23 protein-coding genes are annotated in these 18,970 nt (G+C 65.3%); 18 read left to right on the forward strand and 5 right to left on the reverse strand.

Annotation, left to right across the window (positions count from 1 at the left end; all coding sequences use genetic code 11):
• The first annotated feature begins 3 nt into the window (after window positions 1–3).
• The 18 genes from lgt (at window position 4) to ASC68_RS15040 (ending at window position 15,230) form a co-directional block, all read left to right on the forward strand.
• Window positions 4–816: a prolipoprotein diacylglyceryl transferase gene (gene lgt, locus ASC68_RS14960; protein WP_055880730.1), complete on the forward strand. Its 813-nt coding sequence runs from the start codon at window positions 4–6 to the stop codon at window positions 814–816.
• Window positions 809–1,888 carry an SAM-dependent methyltransferase gene (locus ASC68_RS14965; RefSeq protein WP_197421231.1) on the forward strand — a complete coding sequence of 360 codons (1,080 nt, stop codon included), beginning with the start codon at window positions 809–811 and terminating at the stop codon, window positions 1,886–1,888. The genes lgt and ASC68_RS14965 overlap by 8 nt, the downstream gene beginning before the upstream one ends.
• A 2-nt stretch (window positions 1,889–1,890) precedes the next feature.
• Window positions 1,891–2,661: a peptidoglycan editing factor PgeF gene (pgeF, locus tag ASC68_RS14970; RefSeq protein WP_055880735.1), complete on the forward strand. Its 771-nt coding sequence runs from the start codon at window positions 1,891–1,893 to the stop codon at window positions 2,659–2,661.
• A gap of 230 nt (window positions 2,662–2,891) precedes the next feature.
• A complete protein-coding gene (locus tag ASC68_RS14975) occupies window positions 2,892–3,827 on the forward strand; it encodes a ribose-phosphate pyrophosphokinase (RefSeq protein WP_055880738.1) in 936 nt (311 codons plus the stop codon).
• A gap of 183 nt (window positions 3,828–4,010) precedes the next feature.
• Complete coding sequence (locus ASC68_RS14980) at window positions 4,011–4,418, forward strand: YciI family protein (RefSeq protein ID WP_055880740.1); 408 nt, start codon at window positions 4,011–4,013, stop codon at window positions 4,416–4,418.
• A 136-nt stretch (window positions 4,419–4,554) separates the two neighbouring features.
• Window positions 4,555–4,944 carry a VOC family protein gene (locus ASC68_RS14985; protein WP_055880743.1) on the forward strand — a complete coding sequence of 130 codons (390 nt, stop codon included), beginning with the start codon at window positions 4,555–4,557 and terminating at the stop codon, window positions 4,942–4,944.
• Window positions 4,945–4,969: 25 nt separating this feature from the next.
• Window positions 4,970–5,419, forward strand: a complete 450-nt coding sequence (locus ASC68_RS14990) for a DUF1801 domain-containing protein (RefSeq protein WP_055880746.1) — start codon at window positions 4,970–4,972, stop codon at window positions 5,417–5,419.
• A 13-nt stretch (window positions 5,420–5,432) separates the two neighbouring features.
• A complete protein-coding gene (locus tag ASC68_RS14995; protein WP_055880748.1) occupies window positions 5,433–5,813 on the forward strand; it encodes a YciI family protein in 381 nt (126 codons plus the stop codon).
• Between the two features lie 18 nt (window positions 5,814–5,831).
• On the forward strand, window positions 5,832–7,100 hold the full coding sequence (locus ASC68_RS15000; protein WP_248310547.1) for a DUF6596 domain-containing protein: 1,269 nt from the start codon (window positions 5,832–5,834) through the stop codon (window positions 7,098–7,100).
• A 289-nt stretch (window positions 7,101–7,389) separates the two neighbouring features.
• Entirely contained in the window at window positions 7,390–8,028 is a 639-nt protein-coding gene (locus tag ASC68_RS15005; protein WP_055880751.1) for a 50S ribosomal protein L25/general stress protein Ctc, read from the forward strand.
• A gap of 62 nt (window positions 8,029–8,090) precedes the next feature.
• Window positions 8,091–8,825 carry an aminoacyl-tRNA hydrolase gene (gene pth, locus ASC68_RS15010; protein WP_055880754.1) on the forward strand — a complete coding sequence of 245 codons (735 nt, stop codon included), beginning with the start codon at window positions 8,091–8,093 and terminating at the stop codon, window positions 8,823–8,825.
• Window positions 8,826–9,093: 268 nt separating this feature from the next.
• Window positions 9,094–10,194 carry a redox-regulated ATPase YchF gene (gene ychF, locus ASC68_RS15015; RefSeq protein WP_055880756.1) on the forward strand — a complete coding sequence of 367 codons (1,101 nt, stop codon included), beginning with the start codon at window positions 9,094–9,096 and terminating at the stop codon, window positions 10,192–10,194.
• Window positions 10,195–10,316: 122 nt separating this feature from the next.
• The gene (locus ASC68_RS15020) at window positions 10,317–10,739 is read left to right on the forward strand and encodes a hypothetical protein (RefSeq protein WP_055880759.1); all 423 of its coding nucleotides are present in this window, start codon (window positions 10,317–10,319) and stop codon (window positions 10,737–10,739) included.
• Window positions 10,740–10,890: 151 nt separating this feature from the next.
• On the forward strand, window positions 10,891–11,505 hold the full coding sequence (locus tag ASC68_RS15025) for a MaoC family dehydratase (RefSeq protein ID WP_082528190.1): 615 nt from the start codon (window positions 10,891–10,893) through the stop codon (window positions 11,503–11,505).
• A complete protein-coding gene (locus tag ASC68_RS15030; protein ID WP_055880762.1) occupies window positions 11,502–12,059 on the forward strand; it encodes a MaoC family dehydratase in 558 nt (185 codons plus the stop codon). Before ASC68_RS15025 ends, ASC68_RS15030 begins: the two co-directional genes overlap by 4 nt.
• 8 nt (window positions 12,060–12,067) lie before the next feature.
• A complete protein-coding gene (locus ASC68_RS15035) occupies window positions 12,068–12,430 on the forward strand; it encodes a hypothetical protein (RefSeq protein ID WP_055880766.1) in 363 nt (120 codons plus the stop codon).
• Between the two features lie 525 nt (window positions 12,431–12,955).
• On the forward strand, window positions 12,956–13,126 hold the full coding sequence (locus ASC68_RS28690; protein ID WP_156387343.1) for a hypothetical protein: 171 nt from the start codon (window positions 12,956–12,958) through the stop codon (window positions 13,124–13,126).
• Between the two features lie 199 nt (window positions 13,127–13,325).
• On the forward strand, window positions 13,326–15,230 hold the full coding sequence (locus ASC68_RS15040) for a diguanylate cyclase (protein ID WP_055880769.1): 1,905 nt from the start codon (window positions 13,326–13,328) through the stop codon (window positions 15,228–15,230).
• 73 nt (window positions 15,231–15,303) lie between these two features.
• On the opposite strand, the gene ASC68_RS15045 is transcribed toward ASC68_RS15040, so the two are convergent.
• The 5 genes from ASC68_RS15045 to petA all read right to left on the reverse strand — a co-directional run bounded on the left by ASC68_RS15045 (window position 15,304) and on the right by petA (window position 18,902).
• Window positions 15,304–15,834: an adenine phosphoribosyltransferase gene (locus ASC68_RS15045; RefSeq protein ID WP_055880773.1), complete on the reverse strand. Its 531-nt coding sequence runs from the start codon at window positions 15,832–15,834 to the stop codon at window positions 15,304–15,306.
• Window positions 15,835–15,881: 47 nt separating this feature from the next.
• Window positions 15,882–16,082, reverse strand: a complete 201-nt coding sequence (locus ASC68_RS15050; protein ID WP_055880775.1) for a hypothetical protein — start codon at window positions 16,080–16,082, stop codon at window positions 15,882–15,884.
• 131 nt (window positions 16,083–16,213) lie between these two features.
• On the reverse strand, window positions 16,214–17,056 hold the full coding sequence (locus tag ASC68_RS15055) for a cytochrome c1 (protein ID WP_055880777.1): 843 nt from the start codon (window positions 17,054–17,056) through the stop codon (window positions 16,214–16,216).
• 17 nt (window positions 17,057–17,073) lie between these two features.
• The gene (locus ASC68_RS15060) at window positions 17,074–18,363 is read right to left on the reverse strand and encodes a cytochrome b N-terminal domain-containing protein (RefSeq protein ID WP_055880780.1); all 1,290 of its coding nucleotides are present in this window, start codon (window positions 18,361–18,363) and stop codon (window positions 17,074–17,076) included.
• A gap of 14 nt (window positions 18,364–18,377) precedes the next feature.
• A complete protein-coding gene (petA, locus tag ASC68_RS15065; RefSeq protein WP_055881291.1) occupies window positions 18,378–18,902 on the reverse strand; it encodes a ubiquinol-cytochrome c reductase iron-sulfur subunit in 525 nt (174 codons plus the stop codon).
• Window positions 18,903–18,970: the final 68 nt, after the last annotated feature.

Here is an 18,970-nt window from a genome sequence, read left to right on the forward strand (position 1 = left end):
TTCGTGCCCTTCCCCAATATCGATCCCATCGCCTTTGCCATCGGGCCGCTCGTCGTCCGCTGGTATGCGCTGGCCTATCTCATCGGTGTGCTGGGCGGCGCGGCCTACGCCACCACGCTGCTGCGCCGGCATGGGCTGTGGAAGGACAACCGCCCGCCCTTCGAGCCCTCGGCGATCTGGGATTTCGCCTTCTGGGCCGTGGTCGGCATCATCATCGGCGGCCGCATCGGCTATGTGCTGTTCTACAATTTCGGCTACTACGCGGCGAACCCGGGCGAGATCATCGCGCTGTGGGATGGCGGCATGAGCTTCCATGGCGGCCTCGTCGGCATCATGCTGGCCATGGCGCTGTTCGTGCGCTCGAAGGGCGGCAACATCCTTTCCGGCATGGACCTGCTCGGCGCCATCGGCACCATCGGGCTGTTCCTCGGCCGCGTCGCCAACTTCATCAATGCCGAACTCTACGGCGCGCCGACCACCCTGCCCTGGGCCGTGGTCTTCCCCACCGATCCCGAACAGCTGCCGCGCCACCCGAGCCAGCTATACGAAGCGCTGCTGGAGGGCGTGCTGCTGTTCATCGTCATCCGCATTGCCACCAACCAGCTCGGGGCGCTGAAAAAGCCCGGCCTCGTCGCCGGCATTTTCGGCATCGGCTATGCGCTCAGCCGTATCTTCGTCGAGTTCTTCCGCCTGCCCGATGCGCAGCTCGGCTATCTCTATGGTGGCTGGCTCACCATGGGCATGGTGCTGAGCCTCCCCATTCTCGTCGCCGGCATCGGCCTCATCGTTTACGCCATGAGGCCTGCCCGTGGCTGATACCCGCTCCCTCGGCGATATCATCGACATGCAGCTGAGCCAGACCGGCCCGATGTCGCTTGCCACCTATATGAGCCTGGCGCTCACCCACCCGCGTTCCGGTTATTACACCGGCACCGATCCGCTCGGGGCCAAGGGCGATTTCATCACCGCCCCCGAGATCAGCCAGATGTTCGGCGAACTGGTCGGCTTCTTCATCGTCAACCTGTGGCAGCAGCTCGATCAGCCCAAGAGCTTCACCCTGCTCGAGCTCGGCCCCGGCCGCGGCACTCTGATGCAGGATGCGCTGCGCGTCGCCGCCAAGGCCGAGGGTTTTCTCGATGCCTGCCACCTGCAGCTGTTCGAGACCAATCCGGCGCTGCGGGAGCAGCAGGCCGAGCGGCTCGGCAAGTACAATCCCTATTGGGCCAGCGACGTCGACGCGGTTGCCGACGATCCGCTGCTCGTCGTCGCCAACGAGTTCTTCGATGCCCTGCCGATCCGCCAGTTCGTCAAGGCGACCGACGGTTGGCACGAACGCCAGATCGGCCTCCGTGATGGCAAGCGCGCCTTCGGCCTCAACCCGACGCCGATCCCCGCGGCCGCCATGCCGATCGAGCTGGCGAACGCCGAGCCTGGCGAAATCTACGAGGTCAGCCTCGCCTCGGCCGATATCATGGAAAAGCTCGGGCGCCGTATCGCCGCGAACAAGGGGGCCATCCTCGCCATCGACTATGGCTACGCCACCACCCAGACCGGCGAAACCCTGCAGGCGGTGCGCAACCATGCCTTCGCCGACCCGCTCGATGCCCCCGGCGAGATCGATTTGAGCGCGCATGTCGATTTCGGCGGCCTCGGCAAGGTCGCAACCGAACTCGGCCTCACCGTCGAAAAGCTCTCGACGCAGCGCGATTTCCTCGGCGGGCTCGGCATTGTCGAGCGCGCCACGCAGCTGGCCAAGGCCAATCCGGGCCAGATCGACACTATCGCCGCGGCGCTGAAGCGCCTCGTCGACAGCACCGAAATGGGCACCCTGTTCAAGGTGTTCTGCGCCCATTCCGGCAACATCGAGCCGATCGGTTTCCCGAAATGAGCATGCCTTTCGAAGTGAGCCGCGCCCTCGAGCGCCTCCCCGGCATCCGGCACGGCTTTTTCGGCCGGCGCGGCGGCGTCTCGACCGGCGAGTTCTCCTCGCTCAATGTCTCGCTGTCGGCTGGCGACAAGCTGAATCATGTCATCGAGAACCGCGCGCAGATCGCTGGTATCCTTGGCTTTTCGCTCAACCAGCTGGTGACGCTGAAGCAGGTGCACTCGGTCACCGTGCTCGAGGTCACGCGCCAGCCCGACCCCGATGATATCCCCGAGGCCGATGCTTTCGTCACCCGCGTCCACGGCCTGGCGCTGGGCATCCTCACCGCCGACTGCACCCCGATCCTCTTCGCCGACCCCGAGGCCCGGGTCATCGGCGCGGCGCATGCCGGCTGGAAAGGCGCCACCGGCGGCATTGCGGAGGCAACCGTCGCCGCCATGGTCGATCTCGGCGCTCGCCCCGACCGCATCGTCGCCGCCATCGGCCCGACCATTTCCGGCCCGAACTATGAAGTCGGCCCCGACTTCGCCGCCGACCTGATCCGCGAGCACCGCGACGCCGAGAACCGCATCACCAAGCCGAATGGTGGGCGCGAGCATTTCGACTTGCCCGGCTTCGTGTTCGACCACCTGATCGCTGCCGGCGTCGGCCTCGTCGACGACCTGGGCATCTGCACCTATGCCGAGCCCAAGAAGTACTTCTCGCACCGCTATGCCACGCACAAGGCGATCACCACCGGTCGGCAACTGAGCGTGATCGGGTTGGGTGGGTTGTAGTTCCTCGCCCGGAGTTCGCGGCACACTCAGAAAACAGGGTCCCCGCTTTCGCGGGAATGACTCCGTACCTGCCCCCATGATTGCGGTCACCGGATGGATTGCGGTCACACCGCCCAGATTCCTTCACCGATCCGTCACAAGGCGCATTGCGCCCCGCTGCGCCCCAAGCTAAAGACCCGCCCATCAGGAGCCGGCAACTCCCCGGACCGGCCCGATAGCGGAGCGCGCTCGTGAAACTTGTCACCGGCAATTCCAACCGCGCGCTCGCCGAAGCCGTCGCGAGCTACCTCGAAGTCCCGCTGACCGACTGCACGGTCAAGCGCTTCAACGACAAAGAAATCTTCGTCGAAATCCACGAGAACGTCCGCGGCGAGGATGTGTTCATCCTGCAGTCGACCTCCTATCCGGCCAATGACAACCTGATGGAGCTGCTGATCCTGTCCGATGCGCTGCGCCGCTCCTCGGCCCGTCGCATCACCGCGGTGATTCCCTATTTCGGCTATGCCCGGCAGGATCGTAAGTCGGCCTCGCGCACCCCGATTTCAGCCAAGCTCGTCGCCAACCTGATCACCGAGGCCGGCGTCAACCGCGTGGTGACGCTGGATCTCCACGCCGCGCAGATCCAGGGCTTCTTCGATATCCCGACCGACAACCTCTATGGCGCGCCGGTGATGGTTCGCGATATCCAGGAGCACTACTCGCCCAACGGCAACGTCATGATCGTCTCGCCCGACGTCGGCGGTGTGGCCCGCGCCCGCGCCACCGCGCAGCGCATCGGCGCCGACCTCGCCATCGTCGACAAGCGCCGCCCCAAGGCCGGTGTCTCCGAAGTGATGAACATCATCGGCGACGTCTCCGGCCACGCCTGCATCCTGATCGATGACATCGTCGATTCCGGCGGGACGCTGGTCAACGCCGCCGAAGCCCTGCTCAAGGCCGGGGCCACCGAAGTCTCGGCCTACATCACTCACGGCGTGCTCTCCGAGGGCGCAGCCGAGCGCATCGCTGCATCGAAGCTGAAGGAACTGGTGATCACCGACTCGATCATCGCCACCGATGCCGCCAAGGCCGCTAAGAACATCCGCATCATCTCGATCGCCCCGCTGATGGGCGAAGCCATCGCCCGCACCGCCAGCGAACAGAGCGTCTCGAGTTTGCTGGACTGAGGTAGCCTCGTGGGGGCCTGCCGGTCACCCCACTCACCGGCCGTCACCTTACGCACCCATCGCCATCCCGCCCACCGGCGGCGAATCCTCGAGGACACCAAAATCCTCATCCCCCTGTCGAAATCGCCTCCTCTCGCCCGACATTGCCCTGAGGGGCTATCGTGCCCAGGAGAGGAGACACCGATGCGCTTTATGCTGATGCTCTATGCCGACGAGAAAGCCGGAGCCCAGATCCCGCCCGACCAGATGCAGAAGGCGATGGAAGCGCTCTATGCCTACCAGGAGGCGCTGACCAAGGCCGGCGCCTTCGTGATGACCGCCCCCCTCGCCCGCACCCATGACGCCAAGACCCTGGTCATGGAAGGCGGCGACGCCAGCTATCGCGAAGACAACAAGGGCGGTGCTGCCTTCGTCAACGATGCCGGCGAGCTCAAGGTGCATGACGGCCCCTATGCCGAGACCCGCGAGCAGTTCGGCGGCTTCTACATCATCGAAGCGGCCGACATGGACGAGGCGCTTGCCTGGGCGAAAAAGTGCCCCGCGGCGCAGTGGGGACCGGTGGAAGTCCGCGCCCTGATCTCCGGATTCTGAGCGCCACAGATTTTTCTGAAGTTTTTTTGCCCGGGAGTCGAAATGGTCTGAGCACCCCCGTCATTGTCGTATCAGGGCACGGTGTCCTGACGCTGACGCGGCCATCGCCGCCAGCCCAATGACAGGGAAAAGACCGATGCAGATCAAGCTGACCAAGGTGTATGTCGACGAGCACGACAAGGCGCTGAAATTCTATACCGAGGTGCTGGGCCTCCAGAAGAAGGCCGACTTCGGCAATCACGGCTATCGCTGGCTGACCGTCACCTCGCCCGACGATCCGGATGGCGCCGAGCTGCAGCTCGAGCTGAACAGCAACCCGGCCGCCAAGGCTTACCAGCAGGCGATGTTCGCCGAGGGCCAGCCCGCGCTGCTGCTCCACACCAAGGACGTGAAGGCCGACTATGAGCGGATCAAGGCCAAAGGCGGCGCGTTCATCATGCCGCCGACCGACGTCACCGCCTCGATCATCGCCCAGGTGGACGATACCTGCGGCAACATCATTCAGTTCGTGCAGCTGAACTGGTAAGCGCAGAGCAAAAGGAGAACCGAAAATGGCCACCGCAAAAAGCACCGCGAAGCGCACCGACGCTGCCGCAGATAGTTTCACCGCCGAAGAAAAGGCCGCGATGAAGGAGCGCGCCAAGGAGCTGAAGCGCAACGCCAGCGCCGCCGAGGAAGAGCAGGCCGTGCTCGACAAGATCGCCGCCATGCCGGAGGCCGACCGCCGCCTTGCCGAGCGCATCCACACCCTCGTCAAGGCTGCGGCGCCCGAGCTGACCAGCAAGCTCTGGTACGGCATGCCGGCCTATTACAAGGACGGCAAGAGCATCTGCTTTTTCCAGGATGCGGCGAAGTTCAAGGCGCGCTACGCCACCTTCGGCTTCAACGAAGCGGCACGGCTCGACGATGGCAACATGTGGCCGTCGAGCTTCGCCCTGCTCAAGCTCACCCCCGCTGACGAGAAGCGCATCACCGAGCTCGTCAAGCAAGCCACCCGCTGAGGATCGCTCCACCATGCGCTACATGATGCTGATCCATCACGACGAAGTCGCCCTTGCCAATGCGCCGCAGAAGGAGCTCTGGGCCGATTACGCCGCGTTCAACGAGGCACTAGCCAAAGCGGGCGGCGGCATGGCGGCGGGCGAACGCCTGCAGCCGGCCTCGGCGGCGACCACTGTTCGCTTCGGCGACAGTCGAACCGAGGTGCTCGACGGCCCCTACGCCGATACCAGGGAGCAGCTCGCGGGCTACTTCATGATCGAGGTCGATAATCTCGACGAGGCGATCGCCTGGGCCAAGCGCTGCCCGAGCTCGCGCTACGGCTCGATCGAGATCCGTCCCTTGGCCGAGAACTACCCCCGGCCCGACCTCAGCCTCAGGCGCAAAGACTCCTGACATGCGGAGCTACGGCTTATGATGCAAAGCGAAGGCAACGAGGCCGCCCGGGCCGCCGAGCGCGCCTCTGGCGTCGCCGAGCGCGTGGCGCGCGAAAGCTATGGCCGCCTCGTTGCCTTCCTCGCCGCCCGCACCCGCGATGTCGCTGGCGCCGAGGATGCATTGGCCGAAGCCTTTGCGGCGGCTCTCCACAGCTGGCCGAGCGAGGGCGTGCCGCACAATCCCGATGCCTGGCTGCTGACGGTCGCCCGCCGGCGGCAGACCGACGCGCTGCGCCGCCGCACCACTAGGCAGGCGGGCGAGGAGCATCTCAAAATGATCGCCGATGAAATCGAAGCCGCGGCCGACGCCCCCGAGGAAATCCCCGACCGGCGCCTGGCGCTGATGTTCGCCTGCGCCCACCCGGCGATCGAGCGCGGCATGCGCGCGCCGCTGATCCTGCAGACCATTCTCGGGCTCACCGCCATCGATATCGCCGCAGCCTTCCTGATCCCGCCGGCGACCATGGGCCAGCGCCTGGTGCGCGCCAAGGGCCGCATCAAGGATGCCGGCATTCCGTTCGGCATCCCTGACAAGGAGCTGCTGCCCGAGCGGCTCGATGCCGTACTCGAGGCGATCTACGCTGCCTACACCAAGGGCTGGGCCGAGATCGGCGATGCCGCCTCGATCGAACTGGCTGAGGAAGCCATCTGGCTCGGCCGTCTCGTCGTCGGCCTCCTGCCCGATGAGCCAGAGGCCAAGGGCATGCTGGCGCTGATGCTCTATACCGAAGCGCGCCGCGCTGCCCGCCGCTCGGCTGACGGGGCGTATGTGCCGCTCGAACAGCAGGATACAAGCCTCTGGGACGACTCGCAGATCGGCCTCGCCGAGGCGCTGCTGAAAGCCGCCAACGCCGCTGGTCCCTCCGGCCGCTACCAGATCGAGGCGGCGATCCAGTCCGCCCATGTCGCCCGCCGTACGCTCGGCGCCAACACCTGGCCGGCGATCCTCGCCCTCTACGATCACCTCCTGGCGCTCAGCGCCTCGCCGGTCGTCGCGCTGAACCGCGCCATGGCATTGGCCGAACTCGAGGGTCCCGAGGCGGCGCTCGCCGCCATCGCGCCGCTCGGCGACGACCGGCGCATGGCCGACTACCAGCCCTATTGGGCGGCGCGCGGGCACCTGATGGCGCGGGCCGGGTTGAAGGGCGAGGCACACGAAGCCCTCACCCTCGCCAGCGGCCTCGCCACCGACGCGGCGGTGCGGCACTATCTGCGCAGCCAGATCGCGGCGCTGGCGGATGGATGACGCCACCGGGGCCGGCGCGAGCCGCCCCCCACCCTTGATCCCTCCCCGCAAGGGGGAGGGAGACGCAGACTGAGATAGTGGTGTGAGGGTCTCCCTCCCCCTTGCGGGGAGGGGACAGGGGTGGGGGTCCACAGCCGCCGGCGGTTAGCCGAGGCACCATCGACTCCCCTTGCTCGCCGGGGCATCTTCCACTATAGCCCCACGCCATGAAGCGCCCGTCACCCCTGGAGGACGGGTGCGTGAGCTTTGATGTGTCAGAGTTCACACCAACCCATGAATGGATCATTCAATGGCTACTGCTGCTAAAGAGCTCAAGGCTCAGGCGCGGAGCGGGGTGGGCAAGGGGGCCGCTCGTGCACTGCGTCGTGAGGGGCTCATTCCTGCCGTCATCTATGGTGACAAGAAGGCTCCCCTGCCGATCTCGATCTCGTACAACGAGGCGATGAAGTCGATCTACGCCGGTGGTTTCCTCTCCCACATCGTCACTGTTGACGTTGATGGCGAAAAGCACCGCGTCATTCCGCGCGACTACCAGCTCGATCCCGTCAAGGACAAGGCGCTGCACGTCGACTTCCTGCGCGTCGGCAAGGGCACCAAGCTCAATGTCCAGGTGCACGTGAAGTTCATCAACGATGACGCTTCCCCGGGCATCAAGCGCGGCGGTGTGCTGAACATCGTCCACCACACGCTCGACCTGACCGTCGATGCCGACCACATCCCCGAGGAGGTCGTCGTCGATCTCACCGGTCTCGATGTTGGCGACAGCGTCCACATCTCGTCGATCAAGCTGCCGGCCGGCGCGTCCGACCACAGCCACGAAGCTGACCTCACCATCGCCACCATCGTTGCTCCGTCGGGCCTGCGCGCCGAAGAAGCCGAGGAAGGCGCTGCCGAGGCCGCTCCGGCTGCCGACGCCCCCAAGGAATAAGCTGTCTATACGGGAGCGGGCCTCGGGTCCGCTCCCACCCTCCCCTGCCTGGAAGTTAGCCGATGCATCTCATCGTCGGCCTCGGCAATCCCGGGGACAAATACCGCAACAATCGCCACAATATCGGCTTCCTCGCCGTCGACGCCATCGCGCGCCGCCACAACTTTCCCGCGTTCCGCGAGAAGTTCCAGGGGCTGATCGCCGAAGGCAGCATCGACGGCGAAAAGGTGCTGCTGCTGAAGCCGCAGACCTACATGAATTCCTCCGGCGACAGCGTCCAGAAGGTCACGACGTTCTACAAGCTCGGCCCCGCCGACGTTTCCGTCCTCTATGACGAGATCGACCTCGCCCCGGGCAAGACCCGGGTCAAGGTCGGCGGCGGCAATGGCGGGCACAATGGGCTGCGCTCCATCGATCCGCAGATCGGGCTTGGCTATCGCCGCGTCCGCCTCGGCGTCGGCCACCCCGGTCACAAAGACCTGGTGATGCCGCATGTGCTCGGCGATTTTTCGAAGGCCGAACAGCAGGCCTGGCTGATCCCGCTGCTCGATGCTATCGCCGACAATGCGGTGATGATCGTCAAGGGCGACGATAACGGGTTGATGAACAAGCTCGCCATCGCCGTGCAGGGTGACGGCGCCGAGCGCAGCCAGCGCCCGGAAACCGCCGACCCGACCCGCAAGAAGGCCCCAGCGCAAAGTCACATCCGCGCCGCTCGGCCAACTGCGCCGCAGGCCAAACTGCCTGAGACCGGTCCGATGGCGGACATGCTGAAGAAGCTGTTCAAGAAGGACTGAGCGTGGGCCTGTGGCTGCGGTGTGCTCGACGCTCCCTCAACCACCGGCTGTCATCCCAGCGAAAGCTGGGACCCAAGCCTCCCCCTGCGCAGACTGTGAGTTGGGTCCCAGCCTTCGCTGGGATGACAATCGAGCTTGTTGGAGGCGTCGCACCGGCCGCGCGATCCCTCACCAAACCAATTGACTTCCGCGCCCGATCACCCGATGTGAAGCGCAACGATTGGCGCGGCTTTCTTCGCGCCGCCAACGACGATTTCCGGAGACTGTCATGGGTTTCAAGATGGGCATCGTCGGCCTGCCCAACGTGGGCAAGTCGACGCTTTTCAATGCGCTGACCCGCACTGCCAACGCGCAGGCCGCCAACTTCCCGTTCTGCACGATCGAGCCCAATACCGGCGAAGTCGCCGTCCCCGATGCGCGCCTCGATAAGCTCGCCACTATCGGCAAATCGGCACAGATCCTGCCGGCCAAGATGAGCTTCGTCGATATCGCGGGCCTCGTGAAAGGCGCGTCGAAGGGCGAAGGCCTCGGCAACCAGTTCCTTGCCAATATCCGCGAATGCGACGCCATCGCCTATGTGCTGCGCTGCTTCGAAGACGGCAACATCATCCACGTCGCCAACAAGGTCGATCCGCTTGCCGATGCCGAAGTGGTCGAGACCGAGCTGATGCTCGCCGACCTCGAAAGCCTCGAGAAGCGCCGCAACGGCGTCGAGAAGAAGGCCAAGACCGGTGGCGATAAGGAAGCCAAGCTGACCCTCGAGCTGATCGATCGCTCGCTGCTGCTGCTGCGCGATGGCAAGTCGGCGCGCCTGGTGCAGCGCTCGGCCGAGGAAGAAAAGGCCTTTGTCGAGCTGCAGCTCTTGACCTCGAAGCCGGCGCTCTATGTCTGCAACGTCGACGAGGCCTCGGCCGCGTCGGGCAACGCCATGACCAAGCAGGTCGAGGAGTATGCCAAGCAGCACAACGCCGCGGTGATCGTCATCTCCGCCGAGATCGAGAGCCAGTTGGCGCAACTGCCCGACGAGGAGCAGGCCGAGTATCTCGAAAGCCTCGGACTGCATGAGCCGGGCCTCAACCGCCTGATCCGCGAGGCCTACCAGTTGCTGGGCCTGCAGACCTATTTCACCGTCGGCCCCAAGGAGACCCGCGCCTGGACCATCCACAAGGGTGACCGCGCCCCGCAGGCGGCCGGCGTGATCCACACCGATTTCGAGCGCGGCTTCATCCGCGCCCAGACCATCGGCTACGACGATTTCGTCACCCTGGGCGGCGAAGTCCCCGCCAAGGAAGCCGGCAAGGCCCGCGACGAAGGCAAGGAATACGTCGTCAAGGACGGCGACGTGATGTTGTTCAAGTTCAATACCTAAGGGAGCGTTTTCAGGAAAAAACCTGTCCCCGCGAAGGCGGGGATTGCAGACTTTTCCGGTTCGAAAGCGCAACAAACCAAATACGTTTTTGACCTCCTAACTCATAACCCCTGAGCCCCGTCATGCTCGACCAGCTCTTCGGCTCCTGGTGGCCGACGATATCGTCCTACCTCGCCGGACCACCGGCGCTGATCGGGGGCACCGTAACCCCCTTTACCGTCATTCCGACGGTGGGCTTCGCCCTGCTGCTGCTCGGCATCCTCGCCGCCATCCTGTGGCGCGAGAAGCAGGCGCTATGGGTGATCGGTCCGATCGTCGCCGCGGCGCTTACCCCGGTGATCCTCGCCATCGGCAATATCCTCGGCGGCTGGTTCGTGGTGATGTTCGCGCTGGTCATCGGGGCGGTGGGCCTGTTGCTCTGGACCGGTATCATCTCCGGCGACGCCGCCCGCCGCCTGCCGGTCTGGCTGCTCGGCCTGTTCGCGGTGAACTTCGTCGTCTACTGCACCGCTCGCAGCATCGCGATCATCTGGGGATTGGCGTAGTCCGAAGGTGGACCCTCTGCTCCGGAGGGCACCAGCGCTTCCCCAACCTCGATGTCATCCCAGCGAAAGCTGGGACCCCGCGGCGAGGGCTCTTGCCCTCGTCCGCTCACCTCCCGCACCAGCCGATAGATGGGTCCCAGCTTTCGCTGGGATGACCGCCGGTGGGTGGGGCAACATCCAGGTAAGTCTGGAAGGTCCCGCTCCGCATAGCGCAGGACCCACCCACCACCTTGCCTCCCCCCTCCCCGTTGACGTATACGTCAACCGCCATTTCGAGGATCTCGTCGTCGGCGAGACCGTCAACCTCGGCTCGACCCTCGTGACCAAGGAGATGATCCTCTCCTTTGCCCGCGAGTTCGATCCCCTGCCCTTCCACCTCGATGAAACCGCCGCCAAGCGCTCGCTGCTCGGCGGGCTTGCCTCCTCCGGCTGGCAGACCGCGGCGCTGACCTTGCGCCTGCTCGGCGATAGCTTCCTGTCGAAGATCGCTTCGGCCGGTGGGCTCGGCTTTTCCGACTTGAAGTGGAAGAAGCCGGTGATGAAGGGCGACACCATCTGGGCCACCGCCACCATTGCCGAGTTGCGTCGCTCTCGCCACCATCCTCAATGGGGCATTGTCAGCATCGATCTCGACGTGAAGAACCAGAAGGGCCAGCCGGTGATGAGCATGCGGCTCGCCAACCTGGTTGAGAGCCGCGAGCCCGAAGCCGGCATGCAGGCGCAGCCCGAGCAGCCCTATGACGTCGAACAGGGCGGTGCCGCATGACCCGCTGGTTCGAGGACATCGCCATCGACGAGCCGTTCCCGCTCGGCAGCCACACCTTCAGCGAACAAGAGATTCTCGCGTTCGGCCGGGAATACGACCCGCAATATTTCCATCTCGACCCCGCTGCGGCGGCCCAAAGCCACTTCGGCGGCGTTATTGCCTCGGGCTGGCACACCGTGCTGATGGGGCATAGGAAGATGGTCGACGCGCTCGACGCCGAGGAAGTGCGGCTGCGCGACCTCGGCCAGGAGCCAGGCGTTTCCGGCCCCTCCCCCGGCGTCAACAAGATGGAATTCAAGGCGCCGGTGCGGCCCGGCGACACCGTCACCTATACGCTCACCGTCACCGGCAAGCGCCCGTCCAACTCGATTCCCGGCTGGGGCCTGTTGTTCAACAGCCTCGATGCGGTGAACCAGCACGGCGAAAAAGTCTACCATGCCGAACTGGTCGGCTTCTCGAAGCTGCGCGACTATCGGATGCCACCGCACTTACGGGTTCTTGAGGCGTTGACCAAAATCCCCGGATTAGGGAAGTTGCTGACCCAACGGAGTTGAGTCACGCCATGCGCCTTGCCCTTGCTTTCGCTGCCCTGCTGCTGGCAGCCGCGCCCGCCACTGCGCAGTCGCTCACCGGCGTCGGCGTCGAGGGCAACTGGGGCTGCCGCGCCAATGTCGACGGCGCCCGCGCCGGGCTCCTCACCATCTATGCCGGCTCCTACGGCTACGCCTCGGCCAATTTCGGCAGCACCGCATCGGGCAGCGGCACCGTCGAGATGGCCTCCAACGGCGTCACCTTCCTCGATGGCAACCTCGTCGCCGGGGCCGGCATCACCAACGCCATCCTCGGCTTCGACGATGCCGGCCGCGACGTGCTGCAGCTCTACACCGCAGAAAAGAACGTCCTCACCTGCACCCCGCGGGGGTAGGCATTGCGGGCCTAGGGGCGCTGCAACAGGGCAACCGATGTGTCAGTGAACCACCGCAGCTATCCCCAAACTCGATGTCATCCCAGCGAAAGCTGGGACCCATTTCGCCGCCCGCACCAGCCGATAATTGGGTCCCAGCTTTCGCTGGGATGACATCCGGTGGGCGTGGGAAGTCCGTCGACAACCTCGGGATGTGTCGATACTGCGCCACATCCATCTTGACCTCCCCGCCCTCCAGCGCTAAACAACGCGCCTTCCAGAGGAGTATCGCCCGAAAATGATCTGAGCACTGTTGCGGACGCCCGAGCCATTGCTTCCCTCGCCTTGCGAGTGGCAGCTGATGCGCGGATGCCGACCACAGCAATGCTCCAGATGACGGGCTGACTCTGTCCGGCGCCTCGGGCGTCCAATCTCCCCCTGCACTTCATCGCCAACCGCGGCTCGCGCACAGCACTGCTTTGCGTCGCGCCGCTACTTGAGCTCGTTTCTGGCGTTACTGCGCCGCGGCGGGCAAGGAGATTGCTTATGCCCAAATTCATGACCTACCAGCGCCCTACCCCGGTCAACAAGCAAAGCTGGAGCGGCCGCCCTGGCGCCAACCCCTATCAGCCGGTGCGCCGGACGGCCGGGCACCCCGTGCCCGAGCCGCAGAAGCTGGCCCTGCCACCATTGCTAGGTGGGCCTAAATCGCGATGAGCCAAGGCGCCCCGGCAACACCGCCGGGGCGCCCAATCACGGGGAAAACCCGCCCCCGAGCAGGGGGCGGCCAGTAGCGCCAACAAACACTTACCGACCCGAATGCTTTCTATTCAACGATTTAGCGCTTCGTTATGCGCACCGGCGCACAATCATGCGACGACACTATTGCCTACCCGCGCCACGAGGTCCCCCGGTCATGGAGTCGCCTTGGTACAGCCTGATGACCAACGTCTCGGTCGTCGCGTTCGTCGTCACCGTCTGGACCCAGCTGCGCGACGTGTTCGAGCGCTTCGGGCCGCGGGCGGTAGAGACCGGGTTCGGTGCGATGATGGGGCTCGGCGCCATCGCTGCCATGCTGTTCCCTGTGCAGTTCGCGCCTGGCGTCTTCTTCGACCTGCGCACCTGCCTCCTCGCCCTTGCCGCCTTTTTCGGCGGCCCGCTGGCGGCGCTGGCGGCGCTTATCCCGGCCATCACCTATCGCCTCTGGGTCGGTGGCGTCGGGGCGCCCGCTGGCATGGTGTCGATGACCCTGGTCACCCTTGCTGCCTCGTTCGGCCACCTGCTGCTGCGCCGCCGCGGATTGTCGATCGCCCGCTGGCACTCGCCGGCGCTGGCGCTCGCCACCTGCGCCATCGGCCTGTTGACCATCGCCTTCGTTCCGATCGATCCCGGCATGAGCGATTGGGTGCCGCTGCTTGCCGCGCGCACCGCCCTGCTGTTCCTCGCGGTGATGCTCTCGGGCCTCGCGCTCACCCATGACGAGGAGTTGCGCACGGCACGGCGCGAGAACCAGATCTATCGCCAGGTGATCGACGAGCTGCCCGACAGCATCAGTGTGAGGGATACCGAGGGCCGTTTCGTCATCGCCAATCCGGCGACCGCGACGTTACTCGGGGTGAGCTCGTCGAAAGCACTGATCGGACGCCCCGGCGACGAGCTCGGCGTCGCTCGCCCTGCCTCGCCACCCCATACCCGCGAGACGCATTGGAGTTTCCAGCAGCCGGTAGAGCGCCCGGACGGTGGCACCAGCTGGCTGCAGACGCTCGAGGTACAACTCAATGACCCAAGCGGCCGCGCCATGGGGCTCATCACCCACAACCGCGACATTACCGACCAGAAGCACCTGGAGCTGGAGCTCGACGAGCGCCAGCGCGTCCTCGCCTTCGCCATGGCGCAGATGACCGATGGCGTCGCCATGTTCGACCACGCCGGCAAGCTGCTGTTCTGCAACGCCCGTTACCAGAAGCTTTTCCCGCTGACCTCGGACGTCCGCGTCCCTGGCGCCAACATCCGCGACATTCTCGCAGCCGCGGCCGAACGGCGCGAGCAGCAGGTCGGCTCGTCGCCTGCCGATGTCGCCGAGTGGATCGACGAGATCACCGAGTCGCTGCACCACGACGCCGAGGAAGAGGTGCACCTGTACGACGGCACCTGGTTGCGCGTCTCCACTCGCCCCTCGCCCGACGGCGTCTCGATGGTGGTGGTCTCCGACATCACCCGGCTCAAGCGCACCGAGCTCGAACTGCTCGATGTCGCCGAACGTCTGCGCGAGGAAGCGACGACCGACGCGCTGACCGGCCTCGTCAACCGTCGGGCGCTCGACCAGCGGCTCGAGATCGAGATTGCCCGCAGCCTCCGCTCCGACACGGCGCTGAGCGTCATCCTGCTCGATATCGATCACTTCAAGGCCTACAACGACAGCTACGGTCACCTCGCCGGCGACGCCTGCCTGAAGGCGGTGAGCCAGTGCCTGAGCCAGGTGTTCCGCCGCCCGGCCGATCTCATCGCCCGCTATGGCGGCGAGGAGTTCCTCGTAGTGCTGCCCGAGGCGGATGCCGAAGCCGCCTACCGCCTGGCCAACGACTATCGCGAGCTGCTGGCGGCGCTGGCGCTACCGCACCAGGCCAGCGAGTTCGGCCGCGTCACCGTCAGCCTCGGCATCGCAGCCTATGCCCCGGGCCAGACCGACCGCAACGCCGCCGACCTCGTCGGCCGCGCCGACGAGGCGCTCTATGCCGCCAAAAGCGGCGGCCGCGACCAGGTCAGCGGCTGGCGCCGCCGCTTCGACGTGCTGCCCCGCAGTTTGCGCGTCGTGCATTAGCAGATACTGGCAGTCGGGTACCCCGCTTGCGGGGGAGGGTGCGCCGACTGCAGGCCTCAGCGCCTGCTGCCCCTCAATGCCCCTCGAACGGGATCAGCGCCTCGACCTTCACCCCGGCGGCCCGGAGCTTCTCCGCCCCGCCCAGGTCGAACAGGTCGATGACGAAGCCGGAATGCGACACTTCCGCGCCGGTCCGCCGCAGCAGCGATACTGCCGCCACTGCCGTACCGCCGGTGGCGATCAGGTCGTCGACCAGCAGCACCTTGTCGTCTGCCCCGATCACATCGGCATGGATCTCGATCGTGTCGACACCGTATTCGAGCGCGTAATTCTGGCCGATCGTCTCGCCGGGGAGCTTGCCTTTCTTCCGCACCGGGATGAACCCGACGCCGAGCGCAATGGCGACGCCGGCGCCGAAGATGAAGCCCCGTGCCTCGATGCCCGCCACGTGTGTGATCCCCAGGTCACGATGCAATCCGGCCAGCCGGTCGACGCTTTCGCGAAACCCGGCGGGATCCTCGATCAGCGTGGTGATGTCACGGAACAGGATGCCCTTTTTGGGGTAGTCGGGGATCGTGCGGACGAGCGACTTGAGGTCGAGCATGAGTGTGCTTCGGCTGTTGGGAAACGATGAAGGAGATCAGCGCGGGGTTAGCGCTTGGTGCTGTTGACGATCTTGCGCGCCAGCTGGCCAGCTTTGTAGGCGGTGTTGAGCGTCGCGTCCTTGGCGGCGGCCTTGACCTTGGGCGTCAGCAGCAGCGGCGCCGCAGCAATGCCGGCACGCACCATCGGATGGGCGATCATGGTCCGGGCCAGGGCTGCGGCCGTGATGGCGCCGCGAATGATCGACATGTGGGCCTCCGGATGCTTCGCCAGGAACTGCTTCGCCCGAGAATATCGACGATGCCGCCCCGGATCGCAAGGGGCGCAGAAACGACAAAGGGCCCCACAGGGCCCTTTGCGTTGTTCATTGCAGCGTCGGCTTAATGCTCGACGCGCGACCAGAGCTTTTGCTTCACCAGGTACATCAACCCGGCGAACACCAGGAGGAACGCGATCACCTGGAAGCCGGCTTCCTTGCGCGCCACCAGGTGCGGCTCGGCCATCCACATCATGTACGAGGCGACGTCGCGCGAGTACTGGTCGACGGTCAGCGGCACGCTGCCGGTCTCGCCTGCCTCATAGGTGATGAGACCGTCGCTGAGCGGCGGCGCCATGCCGAGCGCGTGGCCCGGGAAGTAGGTGTTATAGTGCTTGCCTTCCGGCACCTCGGCGCCATGCGGCGGCGGGTCGACATAGCCGTTGAGCAGCGCGTGGATATAGTCCGGGCCGCCTTCCGAGTAGGCAGTGAAGTAGTTGAAGATCCACCACGGGAACGGCTGCGTCGTGCCGCGGGCCTTGGCCAGCACCGAGAAGTCCGGCGGCAGCGCGCCACCATTGGCGTCACGGGCTTCCTGCTCGTTGGCAAACGGCGACGGCCAGCGATCGGCTGCGATGCCCGGGCGCTTGCCGCCCTCGGCCTCGGGATCGTTGATCTCGTACTCGGCCGCCAGCGCCTTCACCTGGCCCTCGGTGAACTCGGGACCACCCGGCTCGGAGAGGTTGCGGAACGCGATGAGCCGCGCCGAGTGACAGCTCGAGCAGACTTCCTTGAACACCTGGAAGCCGCGCTGCAGCTGGTTGCGATCATAGGTGCCGAACGGACCCGCGAAGCTCCAGGCTTCCTTCTTGATCTCCGGGGTGCCGTGGTCCTGCGCCACGGCGGGAACCGCCGCGAACAGCATGCTCACCAGCAGGGCGCCGATAATGCTTTTGGTCTTGATCATTGGCGTTGGGCCCCGGGTCAGTGCGACGTCGACGCAGCGGCAGGCTGAGCGGCCGCCGGCGCCTTGTGCTTGGCCAGCACGGACTCAGTGATCGACGTCGGCAGGGGCCGCGGCGTCTCAAAGCGTCCGAGCAGCGGAAGCACGATGATGAAGTAGATGAAGTAGTAGGCCGTGGCGATCTTGGAGAGCAGCACGTAGATGCCCTCGGCCGGCGCCGAACCGAGCCAGGTCAGGAACACGAAGTTCGCCACGAACAGCCAGTAGAACCACTTGAAGATCGGGCGGAAGGTGCCCGAGCGGACCTTGGACGTATCGAGCCACGGCACGAAGAACAGCACCAGGATCGCGCCGGCGAAGAAGATCACGCCGCCCAGCTTCGAATCGATGAACAGGATGTTGAAGTCGATGGCGCGCAGGATCGCGTAGAACGGCAGGAAGTACCATTCGGGCACGATGTGAGCCGGCGTCACCTGGCTGTTCGCCATGATGTAGTTGTCGGGGTGGCCCAGGATATCGGGCGCAAAGAACACGAACCAGGCGAACGGGATGCAGAACACGATGACCGCGAACAGGTCCTTCATCGTGTAATACGGGTGGAACGGCACCGTCTCGCGGCTCGACTTCACTTCCACGCCGATCGGGTTGTTGTTGCCCGGCACGTGCAGCGCCCAGATATGGAGCGCCACCACCGCCGCGATGATGAACGGCAAGAGGTAGTGCAGCGAGAAGAAGCGGTTGAGCGTCGCGTTATCGACGGCGAAACCGCCGCGCAGCAATTCGAGGATCGGGGTGCCGAGCACTGGAATGGCGCCCAGGATATTGGTGATCACGGTGGCGGCCCAGAAGCTCATCTGGCCCCACGGCAGCACGTAGCCCATGAAGGCAGTGGTCACCATCAGCACGAACAGCAGCACGCCCAGGATCCACAGGATCTCGCGCGGCGCCTTGTACGAGCCGAAATACAGCCCGCGGAACATGTGGATATAAACCGCCGCAAAGAACATCGAGGCGCCCGTGGCATGCACGGCCTGGATGATGCGGCCGCCATTCACGTCGCGGCGGATATGCTCCACCGAGTCGAAGGCGAGGCTGACATGCGGGGTGTAGTGCATGGCGAGGATGATGCCCGTCACGATCTGCACGCCGAGCATGAAGGCGAGGATGGCGCCGAAGGTCCACCAGTAGTTGAGGTTCTTCGGCGTGGGGTAGTCCATCAGGTGTTCTTTGGACCACCGGATGATCGGCAGGCGGTCGTCGATCCATTTCTCGACGACGTTACCGGGGACGTAGCTGGATTCGTGAGCCATCTGGTCGAGTCCCCTTAACCGATCTTCACGAGCGTATCGGAAATGAATTCGTAAGGCGGCAGCACCAGATTGGTCGGCGCGGGGCCCTTGCGGATACGACCGGCAGTATCGAACTGCGAGCCGTGGCAGGGGCAGGCCCAGCCGTTGTAATCGCCGGAATCGCCGACCGGGATGCAGCCCAGGTGCGTGCAGTTGGCGATCATGATCAGCCACTGCTCGTGGCCCGGCTTGGTGCGCTGTTCGTCGGTCGCCGGATCCTTGAGGTCCGACATCGGAACGGCCTTGGCCTCGGCGATCTCTTCGGGCGTGCGGTTGCGCACGAACACCGGCAAGCCGCGCCACTTGATGGTGACCGACTGGCCTACTTCGATGCCGGAAAGGTCGAACTCGATGCTGGCCAGCGCCAGCACGGACGCATCGGGGTTCAGCTGGTTGATCAGCGGCCAGGTCACCCCGGCAACGCCCACCGCGCCTACGGCGCCCGCCGCGATATAGAGGAAATCGCGCCGACCCGGTTTAGGGTCGTCCTGATGTGCCAGATTGGATTGCGTCGCCAAGGTAAGCTTCCGTCTGTTGTGTCTTGATCAGCGCCTCGGTGCCCGTTGGC

This window comes from Devosia sp. Root105, from assembly GCF_001424865.1.
In the GTDB taxonomy this organism is placed as follows: domain Bacteria; phylum Pseudomonadota; class Alphaproteobacteria; order Rhizobiales; family Devosiaceae; genus Devosia_A.

Coding starts and splice junctions, on each gene's coding strand:
- pgeF (WP_055880735.1), top strand. CDS start 1,891: ATGCCTTTCGAAGTGAGCCGCGCCCTCGAGCGCCTCCCCGGCATCCGG.
- ASC68_RS14980 (WP_055880740.1), top strand. CDS start 4,011: ATGCGCTTTATGCTGATGCTCTATGCCGACGAGAAAGCCGGAGCCCAG.
- ASC68_RS14985 (WP_055880743.1), top strand. CDS start 4,555: ATGCAGATCAAGCTGACCAAGGTGTATGTCGACGAGCACGACAAGGCG.
- ASC68_RS14990 (WP_055880746.1), top strand. CDS start 4,970: ATGGCCACCGCAAAAAGCACCGCGAAGCGCACCGACGCTGCCGCAGAT.
- ASC68_RS14995 (WP_055880748.1), top strand. CDS start 5,433: ATGCGCTACATGATGCTGATCCATCACGACGAAGTCGCCCTTGCCAAT.
- ASC68_RS15000 (WP_248310547.1), top strand. CDS start 5,832: ATGATGCAAAGCGAAGGCAACGAGGCCGCCCGGGCCGCCGAGCGCGCC.
- ASC68_RS15005 (WP_055880751.1), top strand. CDS start 7,390: ATGGCTACTGCTGCTAAAGAGCTCAAGGCTCAGGCGCGGAGCGGGGTG.
- pth (WP_055880754.1), top strand. CDS start 8,091: ATGCATCTCATCGTCGGCCTCGGCAATCCCGGGGACAAATACCGCAAC.
- ychF (WP_055880756.1), top strand. CDS start 9,094: ATGGGTTTCAAGATGGGCATCGTCGGCCTGCCCAACGTGGGCAAGTCG.
- ASC68_RS15020 (WP_055880759.1), top strand. CDS start 10,317: ATGCTCGACCAGCTCTTCGGCTCCTGGTGGCCGACGATATCGTCCTAC.
- ASC68_RS15025 (WP_082528190.1), top strand. CDS start 10,891: ATGACCGCCGGTGGGTGGGGCAACATCCAGGTAAGTCTGGAAGGTCCC.
- ASC68_RS15030 (WP_055880762.1), top strand. CDS start 11,502: ATGACCCGCTGGTTCGAGGACATCGCCATCGACGAGCCGTTCCCGCTC.
- ASC68_RS15035 (WP_055880766.1), top strand. CDS start 12,068: ATGCGCCTTGCCCTTGCTTTCGCTGCCCTGCTGCTGGCAGCCGCGCCC.
- ASC68_RS28690 (WP_156387343.1), top strand. CDS start 12,956: ATGCCCAAATTCATGACCTACCAGCGCCCTACCCCGGTCAACAAGCAA.
- ASC68_RS15040 (WP_055880769.1), top strand. CDS start 13,326: ATGGAGTCGCCTTGGTACAGCCTGATGACCAACGTCTCGGTCGTCGCG.
- ASC68_RS15045 (WP_055880773.1), bottom strand. CDS start 15,834: ATGCTCGACCTCAAGTCGCTCGTCCGCACGATCCCCGACTACCCCAAA.
- ASC68_RS15050 (WP_055880775.1), bottom strand. CDS start 16,082: ATGTCGATCATTCGCGGCGCCATCACGGCCGCAGCCCTGGCCCGGACC.
- ASC68_RS15055 (WP_055880777.1), bottom strand. CDS start 17,056: ATGATCAAGACCAAAAGCATTATCGGCGCCCTGCTGGTGAGCATGCTG.
- ASC68_RS15060 (WP_055880780.1), bottom strand. CDS start 18,363: ATGGCTCACGAATCCAGCTACGTCCCCGGTAACGTCGTCGAGAAATGG.